We start from the raw sequence: 6,335 nt of genomic DNA, 5'->3' as shown, positions 1-6,335 counted from the left end.
CACAAATATCGATGAACAAACCATTTTCAACCACACCCGGCATCTGGTTGATCACCAGGCTCAGCTGACGGGGGTTGCCGATGCGCTGCAGATGCAGGTCGAGGATGTGGTTTCCCTCGTCCGTCATGAAGGGGCGCTCGCCGTTCATGCGCAAGCTGGACTGACGGCCCAGAACGTCCATGGAGACAAGGGTTTCCTCAACCAGCGCCTGCGTCGTTTGCCAGCCAAAGGGAATGACCTCTATAGGCAACGGGAAGGCCCCCAGATGTTCGACCTCTTTGCCAATATCGGCGATCACCACCATTTGATCGGAAGCGGTCGCCACGATCTTTTCCTGCAAGAGCGCACCGCCGCCGCCCTTGATCAGGTTCAGGTCGCCATCGAATTCGTCCGCGCCGTCGATGGTGAGGTCGAGCCATTTGGCTTCGTCCAGGCTGATCACGTCAATCCCGACCTCGCGGGCCAGATCAGCCGTACGGGTCGATGTCGGCACACCCTTGAACTGCAAGCCGCCTTCACGCACCTGTTCGCCAAGGCAGCGCACCAGCCAGGCGGCAGTTGACCCGGTCCCCAGACCCACGCGCATTCCATCCTCGACATAGTCGGCGGCGCGTTTCGCGGCGACGAATTTGGCCTTGTCGATGGGCGACAGTTCTCCGGACATGTGTGCGACTCCCCAAATGCTGCTGGGCTTATACGCACGCGGGCCCGTCGTTGCGACCCCAAAGGATGCAATTTGCTGCACTGCGCAGCGGAAACAGACTGTCAGGCGGGCGAACCCAGCAGTTCCATCGCCTCCAGCACCTCATCCAGAACCACATGGTCATCGCCGTTCAGATCAAAGGTCATCATCGCGCGCATGACAGTCATGGCCGTTTCCGAAATCCCGGCTTCCGCCCGTTTGGCTGCATGGCTCCGCAACTCCGCCCATCGGACGGTGCCATTGCTGACCGTGTCCGCGCTTCGATGCCAGACCAGAAGCCGCCCCCGCATCGTCGCAGGCGCGCTTGTCCGGCTGCAATTGCCATTTCGATATCCGTAGCAGTCAATCCGCGCGGCCCGCCATAGCCAAGGATCAGCCCGGCCGCCTCTTGAACAAAGGCATCAGGGCGCGCGCGCATTCAGTCCAGTGTCATACCCGGCGTCCGCGCAACCAGCACATTGACCAGATCCTGCCCAGACAATTCCTGTGCAAACGTGGCCCGCCATGGCAACGCACAGACCGCCAGCGACATCAGCAATAGAATCCAGCGCATTTGAAATCCTCCGTGCTTCAGGGAAGCGCACCAAGGTAAACGGGTCGTTAATCGTGGCTTTTTCTCCAACAAATTGGTCGTTTTGAGACATCGTTTGCGCCGTTGTCGAAGGTACACGGCATGCATGAGCCACGTTCTGCACTATGCGCCAGACAACGCGTCGCTGATCATCCGATTGGCGCTTGATACAATTGGCCTGCCCTACTCGACCGTCCTTGTGGACCGTTCAAAACAGGAACAACGCAGCGCCGCCTATCGCAAGCTGAACCCGAACGGCCTGATCCCGACACTCGAAACGCCTGATGGCATTCTTTTCGAAACGGGCGCGATCCTGCTATGGCTCGTCGATACGCACGGCGTTATTGGCCCCAAGGCTGGTGAAGAAGGGCGCGCTGCTTTCCTCAAGTGGCTGTTCTTTTGCGCCAACACGGCGCACCCGCACATGCAATTGCTATTCTACCCGGACAAATTGGTCGGTGACGATCCCGGACTGAAACAGTCGGTCACCGAAGGTGCGCAACGCGCTTTGATGCAGGACTTCGCGATCCTTGAACAGGCCGCCGACCAAGCCCTTGGCGACGATACACCGAACGCCATCGATATTTATGTGGCCTGCATGTTGCGCTGGTGCGCGATCTATGGCCCGGCCAATCGTGACTGGTTTACCCTTGCCGACAGCCCGCACCTGTCCCACATCTGCAAACGGGCAGACGCATGGCCCGCCACAGAAGTCGCCAATCGGGCCGAGGGATTGGGCCCCGCCCCCTTTACAGCGCCACAGCGCCCGAACCCACCCGAAGGATCTGCACTTTAGATGTTCTTGTCCGTCTTCGAAATGTTCAAGGTCGGTATCGGGCCTTCCTCGTCGCACACGATGGGTCCGATGGTGGCTGCCGCACGGTTCCTTGACATGATGCGCGCCTCGCCCTTCCAATTCGCAGGCGTACGCGCATCGCTGCATGGGTCGCTGGCCTTTACCGGTGTCGGGCATGCGACGGACCGCGCCACGATCCTGGGTCTGGCTGGGTTTGTGCCCGACACTTACGACCACGTCCAGGCAGAAACAGCGCTGGCGAAACTCTCAGACGCGCACACACTTCATCCCGAGGGCCTGCCAGCCCTGCACTTCAACCCGAAAACCGACCTGATTTTCGACTACGACACGCCCCTGACCGGCCACGCCAACGGCATGATCCTGATGGCCACCGATGCGCAGGGCGATGTCACCTTGCAGCAGGTCTTTTACTCAATCGGCGGCGGCTTCGTCATGACCGAAGAGGAGCTGGCCGCTGGCAAGGCAACGGATGAAGGGGCGCCGGTCCCCTACCCCTTCAAAACGGCCGCTGAGATGCTTGATATGGCCGAAAGCTCGGGCAAGACCATTTCAGCCATGAAACGCGCCAACGAAGTGTCCCGCAACGGCGATCCGCATTTGCGGTCGGGCACAAAGCGGCTGTGGCAAGTCATGAACGATTGCATCACGCGCGGCCTAACAACCGACGGCACGCTGCCCGGCGGTTTGAATGTCAAACGCAGGGCCAAGGGCATCCATGACAAACTGATGGAAGAACGCGGCATGAACCTGACGGCGCCGCACACGATCAACGATTGGATGAGCGTCTATGCCATGGCCGTGAACGAGGAAAACGCAGCGGGCGGACAGGTCGTCACGGCCCCGACCAATGGTGCTGCGGGTGTGCTGCCTGCCACCTTGCGCTACTACCTCGACCACGTGCCCGGCGCGTCCGAAGCACATATCGAAGATTTCCTGCTAACCGCTGCCGCCATCGGCGGTCTTGTGAAATACAACGCCTCCATCTCAGGGGCCGAAGCGGGCTGTCAGGCCGAAGTGGGCAGCGCAGCGGCCATGGCCGCTGCTGGCCTGTGCGCTGTGATGGGCGGCACACCCCAGCAGATCGAGAACGCGGCAGAGATCGCGCTCGAGCACCATCTGGGCATGACATGCGACCCCGTGCGCGGCCTGGTGCAGGTCCCCTGTATCGAGCGCAACGGGCTGGGCGCGATCAAGGCTGTTAGTGCCGCCAGCCTTGCCCTGCGCGGTGATGGCACGCATCTGGTGCCGCTCGATGCCTGCATCGAAACCATGCGGCAAACCGGGGCAGACATGAGTGAGAAGTATAAGGAAACGTCACTCGGCGGGCTCGCCGTCAACGTCCCGAACTGTTGATACAGTCGCGATTCCGACACACAGACGGTCAAAGAACCATGGTCCGGGGTCGGCGGGTGGGCGAATTTGCGCAGCAAAGAGTGCATCCGCAGACCAATGGAGCAGTTTACCAGTCGAACTGACGCCAATTGGCGTCACCCAAGTCTCAATACTTGTGTTGCACTCCGCTCGCCACCGGGTAGCGTGGCACCATGACCCATGATCGCCCTCTTCTCGGCATCCTTTTGATGCTGGGCTTTTGCATTGTTGCCCCTGTCGGGGACGCGGTGGCAAAGGTCTTGGGGCAATCGGTTCCGCTGTCCCAGCTTGTTCTGGTCCGGTTCGCCGTGCAGGCGGTGATCCTGATCCCGATTGTCTGGCTCGGCAGACGGCTGTGGCGCATGCACGGGCGGGTGCTTTGGCTGACCCTGTTCCGGACGGTGCTGCACATACTCGGGATCGGCGCCATGTTCACGGCTTTACAGTATCTGCCCTTGGCGGATGCCGTGGCCATCGCCTTTGTCATGCCATTCATCATGATGCTTCTGGGCAAATACGTCCTGGGCGAGGAAGTCGGCAGCCGCCGCGTCTGGGCCTGCATCGTCGGGTTCTCTGGCACACTTCTGGTGGTGCAACCCAGCTTTGTTGAAGTGGGCTGGCCCGCACTGCTTCCCCTGTTCGTCGCCCTGAATTTCTCGGTCTTCATGCTGGTCACGCGCCAGATCGCCAAGGAAACCGACCCGATTGGCCTGCAAGCGGTCAGCGGCGTGATGGCTGTGGTGATCATGGGGCCGCTGGTCTATCTGCTGCAAGGGCGCGACCTGCCGGGTATCGAACTGATCACTCCGAACAGCTTTGAATGGACATTGCTGCTGGCAATCGGCGGTCTCGGCACGCTGGCGCACCTGTTGATGACGTGGTCGCTGCGCTACGCACCCTCGGCCACATTGGCCCCGATGCAGTACTTGGAAATCCCCTTTGCCACGATCATCGGGTTCATCGTGTTCCGCGACCTGCCCAACGGGCTGGCTGCCATCGGGATCTGTATCACGATTGCGGCGGGGCTTTATATCGTGCTGCGCGAGCGGGCCATCGCGCGGCTTGAGGCGCCTGCACCAGCGCCTGCGTAAGAGTTGGCAGGCAGCGGCGCGGCGCAATCACGATCATCGCGGGATCCGACATGCTAAGGGTGACAGCACCTTTCGCCGCGTTCGATGTGCCGATGGACGACGTCGGGTGAAACGCGAGGCCGTCTATCGGCCAGTGTAACCCCTTCGATGTGCCCTCCACAGCCGCCAGCGGATAAAGCGACACGACGTCGCCGGGCCGGGTCCCCAAGGCCAAGCGCGGTGGACACAGAAAGACAATCTCTTCTCGCCCAATCAGAATACAGGGCCGATCTGCATAACGCGCCAGAACCGTAAAACAGGCCAGCTGGTGATCTACCCGCCCTCCTAAAAAGCCGGCGGCCAGCACCACCGGGGCGGAAATATGGCGCAGCGCCTTGTCGAAATCGGTGCTGTTCTGCTCTGCGATATGATGTTGACGATCCGCCGGCACCTTGCGCAAAATATCCGCCGTGACCGAGTCGAAATCACCGATCACAGCATCCAGACTTATGCCCGCCTCAAGGGCAATCTGCGCCCCTCCATCCGCTGCAACACAAGGGCCGGACAGCGCCTGCACCTCTGCCACATCGGCCAAAGTGGCCTCGCCACCGCCAAACAATGCAACGGGCTCAGAACTGTAAACAATCGGGGAAGTCATGCCGGATTAATGCAATTTTTGGAAACAGATCACAATGTCGCCACGAAATGATACCCTCACCGGCACAGATTCGGGCCGCTTTGGCCCGCCGCGCCACATAGGACGACCTTTGCATATCAGCAGAGGACGAGCATCCGATGATGAATAATAATAAAATTTTAACAGTCTCCTACGGTACCTTTTCGTGCACGTTGGAAGGATTCGACGACAGTTTCGGCACCATGAAGGCGATTGCGGAGTATTTCCGCGATCTGGCGTCCGATGACAGGTATTTCGGGGCCGAGCCCCCACAGCCCGATGCAGAGATGCTAGCACGCATTGCCGAGCGCGAGATTTCGCGCCGCGTGGAAGCACGCGAGCAGGAAGGCCGGATTGTTCTCAGCGCGGAAACGCAGCAACCCGAAGCCAGCGCCGCATCGCCAGTTGCGCTTGCCGCAGCGGCAGCCCCGATTGTCGCGCCCGCACCCAAGGCCGAAACACCGGCACCGGTGTTTGAGGAAGCCACCGACAGCGATGTGCAGATCGCGGATGAGGTGAACGAAGCGGCGACTGACGCTGTCGCACTGGATGAAGACGCGGCCGCAGAAGACAACGCTGACGACGATCACGTCGATCTTGTAGAAGCGGATGTTGAGGTCGATCTTCAAGCCGAAGCCGAAGCCGAAGCCGAAGCCGAAGCCGAAGCCGAAGCCGAAGCCGAAGAATTCTTTGCCCAATCGACCGTCGAGGCAACCCCTGTCGAAGCCGAATTGGTCGACGACACGACCACGGCCGCCATGGCCGATGCGGCGCCTGACAGCATTGCGGCAAAACTGCAGCGCATCCGCGCCGTCGTATCGCAAAGCCAGGACGAGGTAGAAGACGAAGAGATGTTCGAAGACGAACATGCCGAAGCCTTTGCCCCGGCCGTCGATTTCGAAGACATCACTGAAGCGGTCGACGAAGACGCCACGGCAGAAGATGTCCGTACCTCTGCAGCAGAAGATATCGAAGCGGCTCAGGACGAACGGGCTGACACAGCCGATGACGACGAGGACGATATTGGCGACATCCTTGCCCGCCTCGAATCCGACCAATCTGATGCACCTGTAGAAGCAGAAGCAGAAGCAGAAGCAGAAGAGGTGATCGCAGCCGAACCCGATTCG

The 6,335-nt window shown here is 60.4% G+C and carries 7 protein-coding genes and 1 pseudogene; 4 read left to right on the top strand and 4 right to left on the bottom strand.

Features of this window, described 5'->3' with window-relative positions; genetic code table 11:
- From rpiA to AC6RA8_RS20250, 3 genes are all read right to left on the bottom strand, one after another.
- On the bottom strand, window positions 1–664 hold a 664-nt coding region (rpiA, locus tag AC6RA8_RS20260), incomplete at its 3' end, for a ribose-5-phosphate isomerase RpiA (RefSeq protein ID WP_500355312.1).
- Between the two features lie 101 nt (window positions 665–765).
- Window positions 766–993 carry an EF-hand domain-containing protein gene (locus tag AC6RA8_RS20255; RefSeq protein ID WP_500355310.1) on the bottom strand — a complete coding sequence of 76 codons (228 nt, stop codon included), beginning with the start codon at window positions 991–993 and terminating at the stop codon, window positions 766–768.
- Window positions 994–1,121: 128 nt separating this feature from the next.
- Window positions 1,122–1,256 (bottom strand): hypothetical protein, encoded by a 135-nt coding sequence (locus AC6RA8_RS20250; protein ID WP_500355308.1) that lies wholly within the window; start codon window positions 1,254–1,256, stop codon window positions 1,122–1,124.
- A gap of 124 nt (window positions 1,257–1,380) precedes the next feature.
- Here AC6RA8_RS20250 and AC6RA8_RS20245 point away from each other — a divergent pair, with 124 nt between their 5' ends.
- The 3 genes from AC6RA8_RS20245 to AC6RA8_RS20235 all read left to right on the top strand — a co-directional run bounded on the left by AC6RA8_RS20245 (window position 1,381) and on the right by AC6RA8_RS20235 (window position 4,553).
- Window positions 1,381–2,070 (top strand): glutathione S-transferase family protein, encoded by a 690-nt coding sequence (locus AC6RA8_RS20245; protein WP_500355306.1) that lies wholly within the window; start codon window positions 1,381–1,383, stop codon window positions 2,068–2,070.
- Complete coding sequence (locus AC6RA8_RS20240; protein ID WP_500355304.1) at window positions 2,071–3,444, top strand: L-serine ammonia-lyase; 1,374 nt, start codon at window positions 2,071–2,073, stop codon at window positions 3,442–3,444.
- A gap of 191 nt (window positions 3,445–3,635) precedes the next feature.
- Complete coding sequence (locus AC6RA8_RS20235; protein WP_500355302.1) at window positions 3,636–4,553, top strand: DMT family transporter; 918 nt, start codon at window positions 3,636–3,638, stop codon at window positions 4,551–4,553.
- On the opposite strand, the gene AC6RA8_RS20230 is transcribed toward AC6RA8_RS20235, so the two are convergent.
- On the bottom strand, window positions 4,471–5,190 hold the full coding sequence (locus tag AC6RA8_RS20230; protein WP_500355300.1) for a thiamine diphosphokinase: 720 nt from the start codon (window positions 5,188–5,190) through the stop codon (window positions 4,471–4,473). The genes AC6RA8_RS20235 and AC6RA8_RS20230 overlap by 83 nt on opposite strands.
- Window positions 5,191–5,381: 191 nt before the next feature.
- Between AC6RA8_RS20230 and AC6RA8_RS20225 the strand changes: the two are divergent.
- Window positions 5,382–6,335: pseudogene (locus AC6RA8_RS20225) on the top strand (hypothetical protein); the annotation flags it as partial.

The sequence above is a fragment of the Tateyamaria sp. genome (assembly GCF_059783535.1).
Note: the sequence above shows the minus strand (reverse complement) of the source record. Positions and strands in the feature narration are given on the sequence as shown.